Origin of the sequence: Paenibacillus sp. (assembly GCF_048976745.1) — a bacterium.
Lineage (GTDB): Bacteria > Bacillota > Bacilli > Paenibacillales > Paenibacillaceae > Paenibacillus.
In genome coordinates this window covers 22,320-40,365 of the sequence record NZ_JBHGUU010000001.1, presented here as the reverse complement: position 1 = coordinate 40,365, position 18,046 = coordinate 22,320, and the positions used below count along the sequence as shown (strand labels likewise).

The window sequence follows — 18,046 nt, the reverse complement described above, 5'->3', positions numbered from 1 at the left end:
CCACTAACCCATAACACGACAGCACCCTTCGCAAGGCAAAGGAGCGCTTAGGATGAGCAAAATTAAGAACGCTTTCACAACACTTCCCATTCATCACAAAACGATTCTCCTCATCGGACTTTTGATGTTAATCAGCTTTACGTTTTATGCGTCTGTACTCCGATATGTGTTCAGCATCTATGATCGTCAGATTTATGAGAAATCCTCGCAAGTCCTCAATATGTCTTCAGTAGGCATTGAGAATCAATTGCGCGAGATGTCCAGTCTCTCTTTCAAGGTGATGTCAGATGAGCCGCTTCAACAATATCTGCTTCAACTTGAAAAGGCCGAGACAGGTTACGAGAAAAATGGTCTGCGCAAAAAAATTACTAACCGGCTAGTTGCTTATGCAGGGTCTGAGAAATACGTCTATTCCATGCTATTTATCGATAATGATAATAACGTCATGGCTGCAGGGAACCGGGAAGGAATTTCGGAGACAAAACAGAAGGAACTGGTGGCACTGGGAGACCGATATTCGGGGTCCAATGTGTGGCATACCAGCGGGGATCAACAAGCTAGGCTTTTATCCGTCCGACAGGTGAAATCTTTTACGGGTGGGGCGTTTACGTTGGAAAAACTCGGTACGCTGATTATCCGTGTCCGCCTGGACCGAATTGTCCAGGATCAGATGCAAGAACCGGCAGAGGACTCCCAGTTGCTGATTACGGATGGAAAAGAAGTGATCTATCCAACAGAATCAGCAGTCAGTGAAGCGGAGATAGAGTCCGAACTGAAGCGGACTCAACCTTATGGCATTGCCATGTTTGAGCATGGTCGTTATTTTGTCGCCCGGGCCAACTCTTCCTACACTGACTGGACTTACCTATATACGACGCCTTTTGACCAGATGTTTAAACAGATCCAGTTTGTCAAACAGTTGGTCACGGTGATCTTCATTATGATTTTTCTGGCGGCGCTGATCATAGGAGCGAGATTCTCTCGCAGTATCACCCACCCGATTGCGCAGTTGATCAAAAAGATGCGTAACATCGAAAAAGGCGATCTGGATAAACTGGAGGAGGCTGCCCTTGGCAATGTTCCGATATCTCCACAGAATGAGGTGGGGCTGCTGCATCGCACCTTCAAGATGATGCTTCAACGGATACGTGAATTGATTGATGAGAATTATGCCAAGCAACTAGTGATTCGTGAAACAGAGTTGAAAGCGCTTCAGGCACAGATTAACCCACATTTTCTATACAACACGCTGGAGTCGATTAATTGGCTGGCCAAAGTACAGAAGCAACGACAGATCTCGGAAATGGTTGAGGCGCTCGGATTTCTGCTACGCAGCTCTGTGAACATGTCCGAGAAGTGGATCACGCTGGAAAGAGAGCTGGACATTGTCCGCAGTTACGTTACGATTCAGCGCACTCGTTTTGAGGAGAGACTTGATTTTGACATGGAGATTGCCCCTGAGGTGGGAACGGCCCGGATTCCCAAGTTAACGTTACAGCCACTCGTGGAGAACGCCATACATTATGCACTCGAACCAAGCATTGAACCCTGCCGGATCCGTATTCGGGCGAGAACAGATGGAGATAAGGTGATGATTGAAGTTGAGGACGACGGTCCGGGGATGACTTCGGAATTTCTCGAACAACTACACGAAGGACGTATTCAGACAAGAGGACAGGGCATTGGGTTATCTAACATCCAGGAACGAATCAGACTGACCTTCGGTGATGAAGGTGAAATGGTGATGAGCAGCAAGCCCGGATCAGGAACTGTAGTATCGATCAGCATACCTTGGATCAGAGAGGACGATGACGATGTACAAAGTGATGCTCGTAGATGATGAACGTGTCATTCTGGAGGGGATTTCCCAAGTGGTCGATTGGGCCGCAGCAGGTACTGAATTGGTGGGGACAGCGAGGAACGGGATCGAAGCATTGGACAAAATAGGGCAGTCAAGACCGGATATTATTATTACGGATATTTCTATGCCGGGCCTGGATGGTCTCGGACTCATAGAGAAGGCATCTGAAGCATATCCGGGTGTACGTTTCATCATGTTATCCGGTTACAAGGAGTTCGAATATGCCCGCAGAGCGATGCAATATGGTGTGAAGCATTATTTGCTCAAACCCTGCAATGAGAATCAGATCCATGATGCGTTAACTGAACTGTTGCAGGAACATCAGGATGCCCAGGTGAAGGAGCATGTTGCCGGTGAGATGAAACAGCGATTGCAGCGTGTGCTTCCGCATGTGAAGGAGCAATTTCTGTTGGAGTTCATGACCAACCGCACCTATGGTCCGGTTGATCTGGAGTATTATCAGAAGCTGTTTGATCTGGAACTTGAAGAGAACGCAGTTCGGTTACTCCTGTTTCGAATTGTAGATGAACATGATTACAGTCACTTATTTGCGATCAAAAACATTGCCAGTGATCTGCTCCCCCATGTACTGTTAAGCACAACCATTGAAGGCAAACTCCTGATTTTGCTCGCGGATTCAGCTGATCCGGCTGGACTGAAAGAAAGCATTGAAGAAGTTCGGGCTGCATTTACCAGACTATATAAATTGGAAGTGACCGCTGCGCTGAGTGAAGCAGATCGAATGATCCAGTCCCGGCGGTTGTTTCGTGAGGCATTGCAGTATCTGAACCATCGCTTTTTTATCGGTGAAGGCAAGCTGATTACGAAGAATGATCTCGTCCTGGCGGGAGAATGTGACGGCGTGCATGTGGAACAGGATGCGGAGCAACTGTGTCAGTTGATCAAATCGGGCAATACCGAGGAAACAGCGGTAGAGGTAGATCGTCTGTTTGATCTATTATCACGTCAGCAGCTGGAGATTGACGTGACTCGCTCTTACGTAGTGCAGCTGTACTCGGCGATGGTTCATGTCTGTCCGCCTGAGGAGGCAACGGAATTCACCCAGCGTATGGCAGAGTTGCCCCATATCGATACGTTGTCTGGTTTGAAATCTTTTGTGGCAAGCAGTGCAGCCCGATTAACCTCCGGTTATTACAAAAACCATATCAGTCGCCAGTCTTCTGCCGTGGAGAAGATGATGGATATCGTGGATCGTCATTATGGAGAGGCGGATCTTTCTCTCAATGGAGTCGCCCATCAAATGTTGTATATGAATCCGGATTACCTGGGCAAGATTTTCAAAAAAGTTACAGGCGAGAATTTCTCCAACTACGTGAATCGCCTGCGCATTGAACGCGCATGTGACCATATTCGCAGAGGCGGGGATGTGAAAGTATTCGAGCTTGCCGAATTGTTCGGATTCGGGGGCAACTCGCAGTATTTCAGCCAGGTGTTCAAAAAGTGGACCGGTATGACACCTACGGAATTCCGCAGAATCGGCATATAACAATGGATTACCAATCATGTGATTCATATCTGGGGAGGGCGTACAGTGCCGTGAGGCGGCTGTTGTCCTCCTCTGTTTTTTGAACCAACAAGACGGTTTTGTGTATTCAACTCTGGTCGTACATTTGCGAAAATGACATTAACAAGTTTGTGAAAGCGTTATCAGAAATAAAAGGATAACTCGTTCACACAACTATATATCAACATAAAAGGGGAGATTGGCATGGTGAAAAAGGCAATATTCCTGATGATGGCTGCATTGCTCGTTTTTACAGCGGCGTGTAGTTCAGGTGGAGGTAGCGAACAGGGATCATCGGATGGATCGGTTACCCTGCGGATCGCTTGGTGGGGCTCGGATGCACGGCATGAATATACACAGAAGGTCATCGACCTGTACAAATCGAAAAACCCGAATGTCAAAATCGATGTGGAATATGCTTCATTTGATGACTACTGGAAAAAACTCGCACCACAAGCAGCGGCAAATCAGTTGCCTGACATCGTTCAGATGGATATTTCCTACATCAGCCAATATGCACAGAATGGTCAGCTTGAGGATCTAGCTCCTTATCTGGGCAACCAGATCAAAGTGGACGATGTGTCCGAGAATGTCATTAGCACAGGTGTAATTAATGGCAAACAATACGGTGTACCTGCCGGTGTTAACGTTCTTGGATTCCAATATGATCCGGCGTTGCTTAAAAAAGCAGGCGTGGATGCACTCCCTGAGAATATGACTTGGGAATCGTATGAAGCATTGGGTAAACAAACCGCAGAAAAAGGACTGTATCTGGATGGAGGAGTAGCTCCTGATATTTTCTTCCACTACTTCCTGCGTACCAAGGGGTTGTCGCTATACAATGCGGAAGGTACAGGTCTTGGTTATGATGATGACCAAATGTTTGTTGAGTTCTTCGGACTTATGCGCCGCATGATTGAACAGGGCGCAGCACCTACACCGGATGTAGCCAACCAAACCAAAGGCATTATTGAGGAATCGGATCTCGTGAAGGAAAAAGGAATTGGCGTATGGCAATGGTCCAACCAGTTCGTCGCTTTGCAACAGGTAGCGAACCGTCCCCTCGAAATTGCTCCAATGCCAGGACCGGATATGGAAAAAGGACTTTATATGCAACCAAGTATGTACTGGGGGGTAACATCCAACTCCAAAGTGAAGGAAGAAGCGGCTAAATTCATTGATTTCTGGGTGAATGACGTGGAAGCCAACAAACTGATCAAAGGGGAGCGCGGTGTGCCAATCTCAGGAGCAATCAAAGAAGCCATCGCACCTGAGCTGAGTGACGCAACAAAACAGGTCTTTGAATTCGTAGCAGCAATGGAGCCAAAAGCTTCACCAATGAGTTCTCCGCCACCAGTTGGTTCACCTGAAGTAATCTCTGCTCTGGCAGATGTGGTTGAAGAGTTGAACTTTGGCAAAATTACACCTGAACAGGCAGCAGAAACATTCCGCAAGAACGCCGAATCTGTACTTGCGAACAATAAATAACAGTTGAATGATGGCTTGCTCGTCCCACTGCAGGGATGGTCGGGAATGGGGCTACTCGCGAATGCGAGGGCCTTTCCCCGTCCAGATGACCGAAGCAAGGATGAGGGAGTAAGCTGATCCATGAAGGAGGTTCGTTCCATTGAGGCAGTATTCGTCGTTACGTAGAAACTTAACTGGATATGCGTTCATAAGCCCGTTTATTATTGGATTCTTGGGCTTCACACTCATCCCCATGTTTGTGTCCTTATATATGTCGTTCACGAGTTATAACTTGTTCACATCTCCGCGGTGGATTGGGCTCGATAACTACACCAAAATGTTTTTTGATGACCCGAAATATTGGAACTCGGTCAAAGTAACGTTTCTGTATGTATTCATTGGGGTACCGTTAAGGTTGATCTTTGCCCTTTTCGTAGCGATGGTACTGAACACCGGCTCTCGTATGATTGGAACGTACCGGACGTTGTATTACCTGCCATCCATTATCGGTGGTAGTGTGGCCGTATCCATTATGTGGCGTAACCTCTTCAGTAATGAGGGTGTTATCAACAGCGCTCTAACGGCAATTGGGATTGGTCCTATAAGCTGGTTTGGTGACCCGAATGCGTCCCTGGTTATGCTTATCTCACTGTCTGTGTGGCAGTTCGGTTCGTCCATGCTGATCTTCCTGGCTGGTCTCAAAAATATCTCCCCTGAGATGTACGAGGCAGCAGGCGTGGATGGTGCGAATCCTGTTCGGAAATTTTTCAGCATCACCTTGCCGCTTCTTAGCCCAATTGTCCTGTTCAATATGATCATGCAGACGATTGGAGCATTCATGACCTTTGTACCTGCTTACATTATCTCCAAAGGCGAAGGCGGCCCAATGGATGGGACCATGCTGTACTCCCTGTATCTGTTCCGTCAGGCATTTATGTTTAACAACATGGGTTATGCTTCGGCAATGGCCTGGATCATGCTCATTATGATCGGTGTGCTCACGGTAGCCGTGTTCCTGACATCCAAGTTCTGGGTATTCTACGAATCTGAAGGAGGGAAGTAACGATGGTTTGGAGAAATATAAAATGGCCCGTATATCACCTGTTCGTTGCAGCTCTTGCCCTCCTGATGCTCTATCCCGTACTCTGGATGCTCTTCAGTTCATTCAAGGAAAGCCGCACAATCTTTGTCACTGCCGACACCTTGTTTCCTACCGAGTGGATCTGGAGTAACTATGTGGATGGTTGGAAAGGCACAGCAGGAAGACCGTTCATGGATTACATCACCAATTCCCTTGTAATCGTAGTTATATCTACCATCGGTGCTGTGATATCATCATCGCTGATTGCTTTTGGTTTTGCCAGACTTAGCTTCAAGGGGCGTAGCTTCTGGTTCTCCATTATGATGTTGACGCTGATGCTGCCACATGACGTGGTACTGGTTCCTCAATACATTATCTTCACGAAGCTGGGTTGGCTGAATACGATTCTTCCAATCGTTGTCCCTACATTCTTCGGAATGCCATTCTTCATCTTCCTGATGGTACAGTTCATTCGAACGATTCCGAAGGAGTTGGATGAGGCTGCAACCATCGATGGATGTAACAAATTCAGACTGTATATCCAGATTATTATGCCGCTCATCAAGTCTTCTCTGGCAACAGCGGCGATTTTCTCCTTCTACTGGAGATGGGAAGATCTGCTCGGTCCGGTATTATACCTGAACTCGCCTGAGAAATACACCGTATCCATGGCGCTGAAAATGTTCCTGGATAGCGAGTCTGCCTCCAACTGGGGAGCAATGTTTGCGATGTCCATCGTCAGTCTGGTTCCGGTTGTAGCTGTATTCTTCATCTTCCAGAAACAAATTGTTCAAGGAATGAGCACTAGCGGATTAAAAGGATAAGGATGATTCACTGTATCTTCGTATCTTCGCCCGAATGAACGTTTACGAAAGTTAACCAAGGAGGTTATCGGTTTTGAATAAAGCTCAGGGTAGTCAGAGTCAGGCCGTTGCCATGGAGGCAGCGGCAGAGGGCCAGGCAGTGTCCGTGACCAGCTGGAAGTTTAACTTTGGACCGGACTCGGAAAGAGCAGATGAGACAGGGGATTATCTGAAAGTAACTGCAACCACCGCATATGAGGAACGTGGAGGATACGGATTCGAAGCAGGTTCCCTCGTGTATGAGAAACAACGCATCGGAGATGACGATGAGCCGAATTGCACGAGACAACATCATAACAATACGGGGCAGACAACCATGTCTGCCCGATTGCATTCCGGCTTCTGTATTCCACTCAAAGCATCCTTCATCGTGGATGTTCCCGATGGAACCTATCAGGTTTTACTTGTTGCAGGTGATGAATTGGCTGAGACAGTGACCCGCGTGAAAGCTGGTGAGGGCAGGCTTGTACTGCCAACCATTCGTACACTTCCTGGGCAATTTGCAGAGGTGCGATTCTCGGTCGTTGTTCGCGACGGCAGACTTCGCCTGTCATTCTCCGGTCCCGCGCCAAGAATTAATGCGTTGGAGATCACTCTTGCGAAGCAGACGATGACCGTATTTCTTGCCGGGGATTCTACCGTAACGGATCAGCCGGAAAGTGGATATCCGTATTGCGGTTGGGGCCAGCTCTTGCCAGCACAGTTCAAACATGATGTGGCAGTGGATAATCACGCCCAGTCAGGCCGAAGTTCCCGCAGTTTTATTAATGAAGGCAGACTCAGCGCCATTCTGGAGCGAATCAAGCCTGAAGACTTTCTGTTTATTCAATTTGGACATAACGATGAGAAGCCGGACCCTGAACGTGGGACCGACCCATTCACAACATATAAGGAATATTTGAAAAAGTATATCGATGCTGCCCGTGAAGCCAAGGCTCGTCCGGTGCTCATCACCCCGGTGCATCGTCGCTATTTCGCGGATGATGGCACATTGACCGATACCCATGGCGATTATATCATCGCCGTACGTGAGCTGGCGGAAGAGGAAGAGGTCCCGCTGATCGATCTGGCTGAGCGCAGCCGTCTGCTGTTCGAGCAGGCAGGCGTGGAAGCCACCAAGGACGATTTCATGTGGGTGCTGCCAGGTGAGTATGTGAATTTTCCCTCCGGCGTAGAGGATAACACGCATTTTCAGGAACGCGGTGCCCGCCGCCTTGCCCAACAGGTAGCAGAAGCCATCCGTGAGATCCAATTGCAACCGTTGCAGATGTATCTGCGGTAGGTTCATGTCTTGAACTATTAAGCGAGTTAAACAAAGTAATAAGCCATCAAAGTTGCCCAGCGAGCAGCGAAGGCAATAATCTTTTTAAATCAGTCCGCCGAATCGATTGCCCCGCGAGTTATTTAGGGTTTAAAAGCTATAGCGAGTTAAACGAAGTAACGAGCCGACAAAAAGTTGCCCAGCGAAGAGCGAAGGCAATAATTTTTTAAATCAGTTCGGCGAGCGTAGCAGCGGAGGAGGACGGAATCGGGTAGAGGGAGCGGAGCGTCCGCCTTTGGAGCGGGATTTCCCCTGCTGAGGGGGAATAAATAGAAATCCCGAGCCAACAGCGGCCCACAGCCCGATCCGTCCACCGGAGCGACTGCGTGCGAGCCCACCTGATTTTAACTTAATGATTGGAGGATAAATTTCAATGACATTGGACTCGACCAGCCAAGGCACATCAGCCCATAAGAACGATCCGACCGCCACAGGTCATACCTACTGGGTTATCCCTGATGGCTACATCCCGCCGGAGAGCAGCGGCACACTGGAGAGTCACGAAAGCATCTGTGTATTAAACACAGGTACAACGGATGCAGAGCTGAACATCACAATCTATTTTGAAGACAGAGAACCGCTCGAAGATATGGTGGCGGAGGTGCCAGCGAGAAGAACAAAACATATTCGTACTGCATCGCTGCGATCTGGAGAGTTGTCTATCCCGTCAGGCGTACCTTATGCGATCACTGTTTCCAGCAACATCCCTGTCATTATCCAGTACAGTCGCTTGGACACAACCCAGCCTGAATTGGCATTAATGAGTGTCATGGCGTATCCATTGGGATAACATTGCGACTTGGCATGAAATTCAACCCAAAAAGAAGACCGGTAACCTTGCATGTAATGCAGGTCTCAGGTCTTCTTTTATTTACTGTATTTATACGTACTTGCATTCAGGATATCCACATGGACCTCCACTTTGCCAAGCTTGAAACGCTCGATGGGATCAGCCCGTTGGGCAGCTTCCTGTTTCCATAAAGGTAAATTGTGGCGATATAGATGTTCCACAAGACCGTATGAATCAATCTTGCGTGACTTGGTTTTCTCAAACGTATCGCGAATTTGGGATTCGATCTGTTTTTCGGCTTCTTGTTCCATGGCATGAGGCGTGCGTGGGGCTCCATGGTCTTCGGTAATGGAACTTTTGACCGAGGTGACCAGATCAAATGTGACGCCGTCTCCTTGTTTCCTCGCCTTAATTTTAGTCTTGGGATCACGAAGCATCAGGGTTAGATCAGGAGTCTTCCCGCCGTTCCCATACACGTACAATGGATATTGATGAACACGCTCATAATTTACGTATCTTGTACCATCTGTGTCTGCTCCTGAAACTCTACCCTGACTTTTGCCATTGGAGATGACATAAAATCCATCCATTCTGACAAGGGGTGGAGTTTTATCGCCGTTGAACCAGGTTTCATTCCTCGTTGAAACCGAGGGTAAAAGAATGACGGAAGTGGGTTCCCGTAATCCATCAAGAAGCTGATGGAGCCGGATAGGTTCGTACCCGGAATGTTGTTTGTATAGCCTCATGGGCTCAAATAACTCAATGGTCTGGGCGGATTGGTTCAGCAGCGCAGAAGGGGAGAGCACTTCCGGAATGTCCTGCTCAGTCGCGTAAATCCAGGGTGTATATCTCAGTTGACCTGAATGCAGCAACGTGTTAAATATATCCTCGAGCTTCCCTTCCAGAGCATTTTTTGATAAAACAATGGCTTTGACATGAGTCCATAGCGTTTGTTGTTGTGAAGTTTCGTACAGATTATTAATAGCCATACTCAGTGTTGTGCCTTCACCCCGTCCAATCCAGATTTCACTCTTTTCTCGCGAAGTTGGCCCCTCCTGCTTGGCGATACTGGAGAAGTCAATTAATTGGGCATACGCAATATATTGGTTGTCCACATAGTCTACTCCAATGGCCGTGATAAAGTTAATACTTTGCACCTCTTTGGAATCCCAGCATCCCGTTAGCAGGATCAAGCACCCCGCAAGCAGGCCACTTATGGACGTCCATCTAATCATGACCGTTTTCTCCAGCGAGTGGAATCTTGGGTGTGAAGTGCTTCTGGACGCTTGTTTTTTTTCATGGAAGGGGGCATGGATACGGCCTGAGTGAAGTCTCCCGGAATGTAGGGAGATACGGGTGACAGATAGGATACGCCATAACACTCCAACGATACGAGGTGTACCAACAGCGCGAACAGTCCGATCATAAATCCAAATAATCCAAGGATCGACGACACAATGAGCATTCCGATACGAATGTGTGCAGTAGCCCCGCTGAGCACGGTATTCACGAGGATATAACTGGAGATGACCGAGATCGCTACCGTGACTATGATGGTGGGTGATGTAATCCCGGCACGAATGGCTGCATCCCCAATGATAAGTCCGCCCACCACGCTGACCGTCTGCCCTAACGCACGTGGTAACCTGCGACCGGCTTCGTTAAATAACTCGAACATAAAAATCATTAAAAAGGCTTCCAGCGTCACCGGCATGGGCAAGCCCATTCGAGTACCGGCAATTGTAGCCAAGAGAGGTAGTGGAATCTGTTCCACATTGAAACTGGTCAGGCCGATATAGAAGGCTGGGAAGAAACAGGCAATCAGCAGTCCGGATATGCGCAAAATTCGTTCAAAGGTAACGATGAAAAAAGGTGTGCTTTTGTCTTCAGGGGACTTCAACTGATTGAAAAGTGTAGTTGGTGCGATGACCGCGACAGGAGAACCTTCAATGAGAACGGCAAAACGCCCATTTAACAGGGAATCGACGACAAAATCAGGACGTTCGGTATTATCTGTGAGTGGAAAAATACTCCGAACTCCTCCCATGACAGCTCGCTCCATGATTGAGGTACCCAGTATGCCGTCAATCTCAATCTGATCCAGATTGTGTCTTGCTTCTTTCAGAATGTCTGGATTAATAATATCTTTTACATATAGAAGTCCAATGGCAGTTTGAGTACGACCGCCTTTGACATATTTTTCATAACACATCGAGGATGTTTTCATTCGTTTGCGAATAAGGGCCACGTTGGTCGTGAGTTCTTCGGTGAATCCATCGCGCGGGCCTTTGACTGATGTCTCAATAGCTGATTCTTCTGGACTGCGTCCCGGGATGTCGGCGATATCCAGACTGCAGGATTGCACGCCATTACCGAAAATGATCAGTAGTTGTCCGCTAAAAATCAAGAGATTAATTTTCTTGAAATTGGTGATATCCTCAATCGGGTTTAAGGTTAATCCCAGTTCTTTGGGATGTGATTCCTCAATGATCAGCGAGTGCTGCTCCAGACGGGGAATAATAAATTGATTGATTTGTTTACCATCGACCAGTCCTTCGCAATAGAGTAAAATAACGGGCTGATCGGATTCATCTTTGACAGGAAAGGTCTGAATAACAACATCTGCACATGGATTGAACTGCTCTTTCAAAGAGGCAAGCAGTGTTTCATGGGACGTGGTGTCAATCGCTTGATGCTCCATGATGTTTCCTCCTCTGATGGCGTGAATGGATAAAGGCAACCGTCGTCGCGATAAGCGCAAGTCCGCTCAGATACACGAGATTGAACGGAAATATGTATTCGACCAGAAGCTTTTCGAAGGTCATATCATCCAGAGGATACAACATGGTTAGAATAAAGAAGACACCTAACGAGATACAACTGATAAGCCTTCTGGTAGAGCTCTTAATATTCCATATTTCTACTACAATATACATGGCGAGACTAATCCGGGTGAACGAGCCTGCGAGCCATTGGTAGATGGAAAAGAAGTCGGTTTGGGCGATGTATTTGCCCAAGGAGGCAATTCGCCATTCTTCAAAGGCGGGATATCGCATTTTGGCAGCCTCAAAAGGATCAAATTCCACAATCGCCCCGATGAGTGGGCCGACAGTCAGTCCCACAAGAATGAGTGCGAGCATCAGATACTGCCATACACGTATACGTTTGGAGAGATGAGGCTGGATATACCAGATGAACAGCAGTTCAAACATGCCTGCAAGACTGTAAATCATGCCATTCAGCACCGGATGCCAGCCATGTTCTAATACAGGCAGGAGACGGCTGTAATCCTTGTATTGGGTGTTCACAATTGCAACATAGAAGCCCAGCAGTACCACTAGTGGAAGGATCAATCCTGCCGTAAATGCCAGTGAGCGTAAGCCTTTATATGCCCCATAGGCACAGAGAGACATGAGGGCAATACTGGTTACCAGAATTGGCGTTTCTGTCAGGTAATTTGTTTTGGCCCAAGTCGTGGTATCGTGCAGGGTGAAATAGATTGCGCTCAGAAAAAAGAGACTGTTCCCAACGCGAAATAACATGCCAATGGGCTTGCCGAGACGGGATGTTAACCATTCATGCAGGGTTTGATGCTGGAGGAAACGAGAGACATAAGCGAGCATTAATGCAAATATCAGAAATGGTCCGGCCGATAACAGGACGGAAATCCAAGAATCCCTTTTGGCCGCAGCCAAAAGGGCAGGAATAATCAGAACGTGGCTGATCAAGCCAACGGACAACATGATCAACATCATAGCTTGCAAAAAAGAAGGCTGTGTTCGTTTCATGCTGAGAGGTCCCCTTTTCCCAATAGACTGTCCTCAGCAGTGTTCACGGGATTGGAGCGCTTCATACCGTCAGTCGAAATAACGAATACCCATGGCTTCTTGTATAGAAATTACCTCATGCTTTGATCCCAGTGACCAGCCTATGTTTACGGCTGCTCATATTGGTACCAAGGACGCCGGCAATGATCAACAATGCCCCAATATAGTGGTAGCTGCCCACCGGTTCGTGCAGTATCCATGCACCCCCTACGATGGAGATGAGCGTGGATAGATTGCTGAATACACTCATTTGGGAAGCCTCCAGATATGTCAGGGCATAGCTCGCGAGCAGGGTGGAGATCATGGTGGAGAGGATCGCCAGATAAGCGAGGGCACCCAGATAGGATGCATCTCCAAGTGGCTTGATGTAATCCATCATGGAGCCGCTGGAAGCATGACGGATCAGGGAAGTTGCGTTAAATACGATACAACCAACCATCAGAGTGACCCATGTTAATTCCATCGGTTTATACTTCTGGGTTAATGGTCTTGCAAGCACACCATAACCTGCAAAACAGACCGTCGATAATAGCAATAATGCAATGCCCTTCAGGTTACTTATAGACATGCCACTTCCTTGCATGATGAAAATAAAGACCACACCAGCGACAGACAGAAGCAGAAACAGCTTCTGCATCGTGGATGTGCGTTCTTTGAGGAAGACTGAAGCGAGAACAAGTGTGAACACAGGCGCCATTGCCTGAATAATACCGGCTTCCGATGAGTTGGAAGATACGAGTCCAAAGGCTTGAAAAGCAAAAAATAAGACGGGAGATAAGAGCCCCAGTGGAATGATCCGCCATAGATCACGAAGGCTCAATCGGATTTTGATCCAACCCAAAATGACAGGAATGCTGACAACAATTAGCGATAGCGCGAATCGGTGGGCAAGCACATCAATCGGATGTGCAACAGTGACAGTCATTTTAACAAATAAAAAAGATAGGCCGATAATAGCCGCGTATAATACAGCTGCGATATAAGCGTATCCCCGAGTGTGAGTGTTCATAAATGCTCCTCCAATACAATAGTCATACCGTATTACCTTTAATTATCCTGCAAACATGTCAGGTTCGAGGTACGTGCTGGCCTTATTCAATATACCGCCAGGTGCTTCGTGCTACAATAGATAAAAGGTTAAACTGTAACGGTACAATTGTGGGAGAGGGATGGGTGCAGTGAGAAAATACGAAGTGATCGCCGAAGCCTTAAAGCAGTGGATTCAGGAACAGATGCAGCAGCAGGATCGTCGCCAGTGGGCAGATAAGGGCATCCGGCTTCCAGCCGTTCGAGTTGTAGCTGAACAATATCAATGCAGTATAAGCACAGCAATTCGTGCATATGAGTGGCTGGAACAGAGGCATTTGGTGTACGCCATACCTCAATCCGGCTATTATGCCGTACAGAACGGGACAGGTGCTCAGGACATGGACTGGCAGGGAGCGTTGGACTTTGCTTCCGCTGCCCCTGATCCGCGGGTGTTCCCTTATGCAGATTTTCGTCATTGTGTGGATCAGGCGATGGAGAAGAAACAGGCAGAGTTATTCATGTATGGCACGAATCAGGGATTACCTTCGCTCATTCTGCTGTTGCAAAAGCAGTTTGCGGATTATCAGGTGTTTGCGAGAAAAGAGCAGTTCTTTATTACATCAGGTGTGCAACAGGCGCTGGCTGTACTTGCATTGATGCCTTTTCCCAATGAAAAGAGAAAAGTAATGCTTGAACTCCCGACCTATCACAATATGCCTTCCCTACTAAGTGGATTGAATGTGCCTATTGCTGGTGTGAGACGTACCCAAAATGGGTTGGACTGGGCATCGCTTGAACGTCAGTTCGCTGAGGAAGAGTTCAAGTTTTTCTATGTCATGCCGCGCTTTCATAATCCGATTGGCACATCGTTAACTGTTGCCGAGAAGAAGAGACTGATCCGGCTTGCACAGCGGTACGATGTGTATCTGGTGGAGGATGATTATCTAGCTGATCTGGAGGACAATACAAAACAGGACCCGTTATGGTCTTATGATACGGAAGGCCGGATCATCTATCTGAAGAGTTACTCCAAAATTTTGTTTCCAGGCTTGCGCATTGGTGTAGCTGTTCTGCCTTCGCCTTTAATTGAATCGTTTGGTGCATACAAAAAAATGCTCGATATCGACACTTCCGTCCTGTCTCAAGCTGCGCTGGAGATCTATGTCCACAGCGGAATGTTTGCTCATCACAGGAAAGTGATTCGTAATCGCTATGCTGCCCGGATGCACACGGTGCATGAGCAACTGGACACATATCCAGACTTTGCTCCGTTTAAGGACGCTCCTCGAACAGGAGGAGAGCATACGGTGTTACCTTTAGCTGGTGATATGCCACTTCGTGTTCTGCTGTCCCGGCTCCAAAAGCGCGGAGTCATCGTTGATACGACAGAACGGTATTATCCGGAGGGGACATATCAGGTGCATGAGGATCAGATGCTGCGACTGAATATCTCCAATGTGCCGAAGCAGCGAATCGAAGAAGGGATGCAGGTGATCCGGGAGGAAATTTTGAAACTGCAGATCAGTCAGAGATAAAGACAAGACTATAAGAGCAAGGCGATAACATTTAAACGCATAAAGTTGTTGCACATAACATCTAGCCGTATGTGACCACTCACCACTGTCCGTATATAACAAAAGGCGTCCACACAAGTTGATCACTTGTCGGACGCCTTTTAACGTGAGTGTTATCCATGAAGCATCGGCTTTAAAGCTACATGTGTATGGAATGAATTCTATTTATTCCTGAGCCATCGCCTTGAAGGAAGCTTCGGCGGCTTCCAATGTAGCCTGAACATCCTCGTCTGTATGAGCCGTGGTCAGGAACCAAGCCTCATATTTGGATGGAGCGAGGTTAATGCCACGGTCCAGCATGTGACGGAAGAAGGAAGCAAAACGTTCTCCGTCCGTGTCTTGAGCATGATCGTAGTTGGTAACTGGGTGGTCACAGAAATGGGTGGAGAATGCACCACGAATCCGGTTGATTGTCAGTGCAATCCCATGACGATCAGCAGAAGCCTGCAGACCAGCCGTCAGGTCGATAGCAAGGCGTTCCATCTCTTCGTATACACCCGCGCCTTGCAGGACCTCCAGACATGCGATACCCGCCGAGATGGATGCAGGGTTACCAGCCATCGTACCTGCCTGATAAGCAGGTCCGAGTGGGGCAACCTGCTCCATAACATGTTTGCGTCCGCCATAAGCACCAATTGGCAGGCCACCCCCAATAATTTTACCAAGAGCCGTCAGATCCGGTTCAATCTCCGCATGATTATCGAGTCCGGCATACGTTTGCGTAGAACCGTAATGGAAACGGAAAGCCGTAATAACCTCGTCATAGATAACCAGTGAGCCGTTGGCGCGTGTCATGGCACAGAGACCTTCCAGGAAGCCAGGTTCCGGCATAACCATACCGAAGTTCCCAACGATCGGTTCAACCATGACCGCGGCAACATCGTCACCCCAGCGCTCCAGTGCAGCTTTCAGGCTATCCAGGTCATTGTAAGGCACGGTGATGACCTCTTGCGCAATACTGGTAGGAATGCCGGCACTATCCGGGATCCCCAGCGTGGAAGGGCCAGAACCTGCAGCCACAAGCACCAGATCCGAGTGTCCGTGATAACATCCGGCAAATTTTACGATCTTGTTGCGTTTGGTGTAGGCACGAGCTACCCGAATTGTGGTCATGACCGCCTCTGTACCGGAGTTAACAAAGCGCACTTTATCCATGGAAGGAATGGCTTCTTTCAGCATTTTGGCAAGTTTGATCTCAAGCTCTGTCGGGGTACCGTACAGGACTCCATTTGCTGCTGCTTCCGTAATGGCCTGCGTAATATGAGGATGGGCATGTCCTGTAACAATTGGACCGTAAGCGGCCAGATAATCGATATAACGGTTGTCATCAACATCCCAGAAGTGGGCGCCTTGGGCTTTTTTCATAAATACAGGTGCACCGCCACCAACGGCTTTAAACGACCGTGAAGGGCTGTTAACACCTCCTACAATATGTTCAAGTGCTTCTGCGTATAGAAGTTCGGATCGGGAACGTGATGGTTTCATAAGATAACTTCCTTTCGTAATTCAAAATATGATAAAGGTACAAGCCACAGAAAGATATGATGATTTTCTCATAATAGTACAGCCGGGCACAACGAGAGGGCAGCGTAATGGCTGCCCTCTGCATGTTTAGATTACTGAGCCGGTTGTTCTGACTTCTGATCGTCACCACTGGCTGTTTTATCTTCGGTGCTGGTTGTACCATCCTCTGTTGTAGCAGGCGGGTGAATAATATCCTGAATATGCTGCTTCAATTTCTCTTCATTGGTAACCGTCAATACTTGTGCACCGCCTGCTGTACGTTCTTCTTTGAGCAGGTTCATTGGTGGAATCTGCTCACTGCCGTTCATGCTGCTCTGATAGCCGAGTCCACCCAGCTTCCACATATCGGAGAGTGTCAGATTGGTATCCACGTAAGGATTAACCTGTTCCAGAATGGCTGGCAGTTTGGCAATGGTAGTTGTTGACTGCATTTTCGCCGTTACAGCTTTTAGCAATTCACGCTGACGCTCCGAACGGGCGAAATCCGACATTGCATCATGACGGAAACGAACGTACATGAGAGCTGTCTCGCCATCCAGATGCTGATACCCTTTTTTGAGATCGATATCGTATTCGTTATTGTCTGCTTTACTTGTATAGTGCATGTCTTTCTCCACATCAAAATCAACACCGCCAACGGCATCCACCAATTTGATGAATCCCTGGAAATCCGTATACACATAATACTGTACAGGAATGCCGAGCAGGTCGCCGGCAGCTTGCATCGCTGCATTAGGACCATGGGTGATGGCGGTATTGATCCGCTCCTTGCCATATCCGTCAATATTGACGTAAGTGTCGCGCAGAATGGAGAACAGATTGATTTTTTTGGTAAGCGGGTCGAGCGATACGACCATCATGCTGTCAGAGCGGGGAACTTCACCTTTTTTTAATCCGCGTGCATCAACACCCATGACGAGAATATTTACCGTTTCAGTGCCTTCCCATTTTGGAGGGTCGGGCGTATTTACTTTTTCCACATTCTCGATCCCTGCGAAGGGTGAATCGTCGCCGTCCTTTGCCAAACCGTCCAACTGATTGAGAATAGAACCGAAATAATATGCCGCTGCTCCTCCAATAATCAACACGAAGGCGGCAAGAGAAATCCAGATGGTTCTCTTCGTCTTTCTGGTCATGCTAGCTCTCCTTTGTATTTGAGATGAAATAAAAAACGAGTTCGGGTA

At 47.8% G+C, this 18,046-nt stretch carries 14 protein-coding genes; 8 read left to right on the top strand and 6 right to left on the bottom strand.

Annotated elements, in window-relative coordinates; genetic code table 11:
- The first annotated feature begins 52 nt into the window (after positions 1-52).
- The 7 genes from ACE3K2_RS00165 (at position 53) to ACE3K2_RS00135 (ending at position 8,908) form a co-directional block, all read left to right on the top strand.
- Entirely contained in the window at positions 53-1,840 is a 1,788-nt protein-coding gene (locus ACE3K2_RS00165; RefSeq protein WP_421885318.1) for a cache domain-containing sensor histidine kinase, read from the top strand.
- Entirely contained in the window at positions 1,815-3,368 is a 1,554-nt protein-coding gene (locus ACE3K2_RS00160; RefSeq protein ID WP_421885315.1) for a response regulator transcription factor, read from the top strand. Before ACE3K2_RS00165 ends, ACE3K2_RS00160 begins: the two co-directional genes overlap by 26 nt.
- Before the next feature lie 222 nt (positions 3,369-3,590).
- Entirely contained in the window at positions 3,591-4,874 is a 1,284-nt protein-coding gene (locus ACE3K2_RS00155; RefSeq protein WP_421885313.1) for an ABC transporter substrate-binding protein, read from the top strand.
- Positions 4,875-5,013: 139 nt separating this feature from the next.
- Positions 5,014-5,916, top strand: coding sequence for a carbohydrate ABC transporter permease (locus tag ACE3K2_RS00150; RefSeq protein WP_421885311.1), 903 nt, complete (start codon positions 5,014-5,016; stop codon positions 5,914-5,916).
- A 2-nt stretch (positions 5,917-5,918) separates the two neighbouring features.
- Positions 5,919-6,758, top strand: a complete 840-nt coding sequence (locus ACE3K2_RS00145; RefSeq protein WP_421885308.1) for a carbohydrate ABC transporter permease — start codon at positions 5,919-5,921, stop codon at positions 6,756-6,758.
- 112 nt (positions 6,759-6,870) lie between these two features.
- Positions 6,871-8,079, top strand: a complete 1,209-nt coding sequence (locus tag ACE3K2_RS00140) for a rhamnogalacturonan acetylesterase (protein WP_421885488.1) — start codon at positions 6,871-6,873, stop codon at positions 8,077-8,079.
- A gap of 412 nt (positions 8,080-8,491) precedes the next feature.
- On the top strand, positions 8,492-8,908 hold the full coding sequence (locus ACE3K2_RS00135) for a sensory rhodopsin transducer (RefSeq protein ID WP_421885305.1): 417 nt from the start codon (positions 8,492-8,494) through the stop codon (positions 8,906-8,908).
- Positions 8,909-8,985: 77 nt separating this feature from the next.
- On the opposite strand, the gene ACE3K2_RS00130 is transcribed toward ACE3K2_RS00135, so the two are convergent.
- The 4 genes from ACE3K2_RS00130 to ACE3K2_RS00115 form a co-directional block, all read right to left on the bottom strand.
- Entirely contained in the window at positions 8,986-10,143 is a 1,158-nt protein-coding gene (locus tag ACE3K2_RS00130; RefSeq protein WP_421885302.1) for a Ger(x)C family spore germination protein, read from the bottom strand.
- Positions 10,140-11,609 (bottom strand): spore germination protein, encoded by a 1,470-nt coding sequence (locus ACE3K2_RS00125; protein WP_421885300.1) that lies wholly within the window; start codon positions 11,607-11,609, stop codon positions 10,140-10,142. Before ACE3K2_RS00125 ends, ACE3K2_RS00130 begins: the two co-directional genes overlap by 4 nt.
- The gene (locus ACE3K2_RS00120; RefSeq protein WP_421885297.1) at positions 11,590-12,696 is read right to left on the bottom strand and encodes a GerAB/ArcD/ProY family transporter; all 1,107 of its coding nucleotides are present in this window, start codon (positions 12,694-12,696) and stop codon (positions 11,590-11,592) included. Before ACE3K2_RS00120 ends, ACE3K2_RS00125 begins: the two co-directional genes overlap by 20 nt.
- 115 nt (positions 12,697-12,811) lie before the next feature.
- Positions 12,812-13,744 (bottom strand): DMT family transporter, encoded by a 933-nt coding sequence (locus ACE3K2_RS00115; RefSeq protein ID WP_421885294.1) that lies wholly within the window; start codon positions 13,742-13,744, stop codon positions 12,812-12,814.
- Positions 13,745-13,904: 160 nt separating this feature from the next.
- Here ACE3K2_RS00115 and ACE3K2_RS00110 point away from each other — a divergent pair, with 160 nt between their 5' ends.
- On the top strand, positions 13,905-15,299 hold the full coding sequence (locus ACE3K2_RS00110; RefSeq protein WP_421885291.1) for a PLP-dependent aminotransferase family protein: 1,395 nt from the start codon (positions 13,905-13,907) through the stop codon (positions 15,297-15,299).
- Positions 15,300-15,503: 204 nt separating this feature from the next.
- Here ACE3K2_RS00110 and ACE3K2_RS00105 read toward each other — a convergent pair whose 3' ends face one another.
- Positions 15,504-16,823 (bottom strand): glutamate-1-semialdehyde 2,1-aminomutase, encoded by a 1,320-nt coding sequence (locus ACE3K2_RS00105; protein ID WP_421885289.1) that lies wholly within the window; start codon positions 16,821-16,823, stop codon positions 15,504-15,506.
- A gap of 131 nt (positions 16,824-16,954) precedes the next feature.
- Entirely contained in the window at positions 16,955-17,998 is a 1,044-nt protein-coding gene (locus tag ACE3K2_RS00100; protein ID WP_421885286.1) for an LCP family protein, read from the bottom strand.
- Positions 17,999-18,046 lie beyond the last annotated feature (48 nt).